A 1,224-nucleotide genomic window follows, 5' to 3' on the forward strand; every position below is an offset into this window, starting at 1 on the left:
GTTCCTACAGGAGTTGTAGCAGTATCTGCATTAGCGATAGGTGCTTCATTTTCAGGACCACTCTCAGGTAATACTTCGATATATACAGTTGTAGTATCACAAGCGACAGGGTTTCCATCGTCACAGATGGTGTACTCAAAGGTATCTTCACCAGTAAATCCAGGGTTAGGAGTGTAGGTATACTCACCAGTAGGAGAGATGGTTACAGTACCATTAGTAGGATTGGTGTTAGCAGTTACAGTTTGGTTATCGCCTTCAAAATCTTCATCATTAGTTAATACATTACCAGAAACAGGTTGACCGATAAAAGTATTGTTGATATCTACGATGGCGTCTGTAGTATTAGCAATACCACCAACGGTAATAATTACAGTTGCAGTATCACAAGCTTGATTAACGTTATCATCACATATAGTATAAACGAAAGAATCAGTTCCAGAGAATCCAGCATTAGGTGTGTATGTAAACTCACCAGTATTAGGGTCTATAGTTACAGTAACACCTTCGGCAGTAGTTACAGTTGTTGTTGTAACAGTTTGAGTATCGCCTTCGATATCATTATCATTAGTTAATACGTTTCCAGCAACAGGAGTTGTTGGTGTTGTATTATAAGCATCGTCGTTAGCATTTGTAGTATTAGGGAATCCATCAGGATTCACAGTAACAGTAACGACAGCAGTATCACAGAGAGCAGGATTAGCATCGTCACAGATGGTATACTCAAAAGTATCTTCGCCAGTAAATCCTGGGTTAGGCGTATAAGTAATTACACCAGTATTAGGATCTACAGCAACTGTTCCATTATCAGGATTAGTTGTATTAGTTACCGAAATAGGGTCACCATCCGGATCAAAATCATTAGCTAGTACTACTACATCTACAGGAGTTCCTACAGGAGTTGTAGCAGTATCTGCATTAGCGATAGGTGCTTCATTTTCAGGACCACTCTCAGGTAATACTTCGATATATACAGTTGTAGTATCACAAGCGACAGGGTTTCCATCGTCACAGATGGTGTACTCAAAAGTATCTTCACCAGTAAATCCTGGGTTAGGAGTGTAGGTATACTCACCAGTAGGACTTACAGTTACAGAACCATTAGTAGGATTGGTGTTAGCAGTTACAGTTTGGTTATCGCCTTCAAAATCTTCATCATTAGTTAATACATTACCAGAAACAGGTTGACCGATAAAAGTATTGTTGATATCTACGATGGCGTCTGTA

General features: G+C 39.4%; 1 protein-coding gene. It reads right to left on the reverse strand.

Annotated elements, in window-relative coordinates:
• Nucleotides 1-1,224 (reverse strand): Ig-like domain-containing protein (locus tag ACVC5O_RS00080; RefSeq protein WP_452219427.1); only part of this gene is annotated, 1,224 nt, incomplete at both ends.

The organism is Lacinutrix salivirga, from assembly GCF_053604675.1.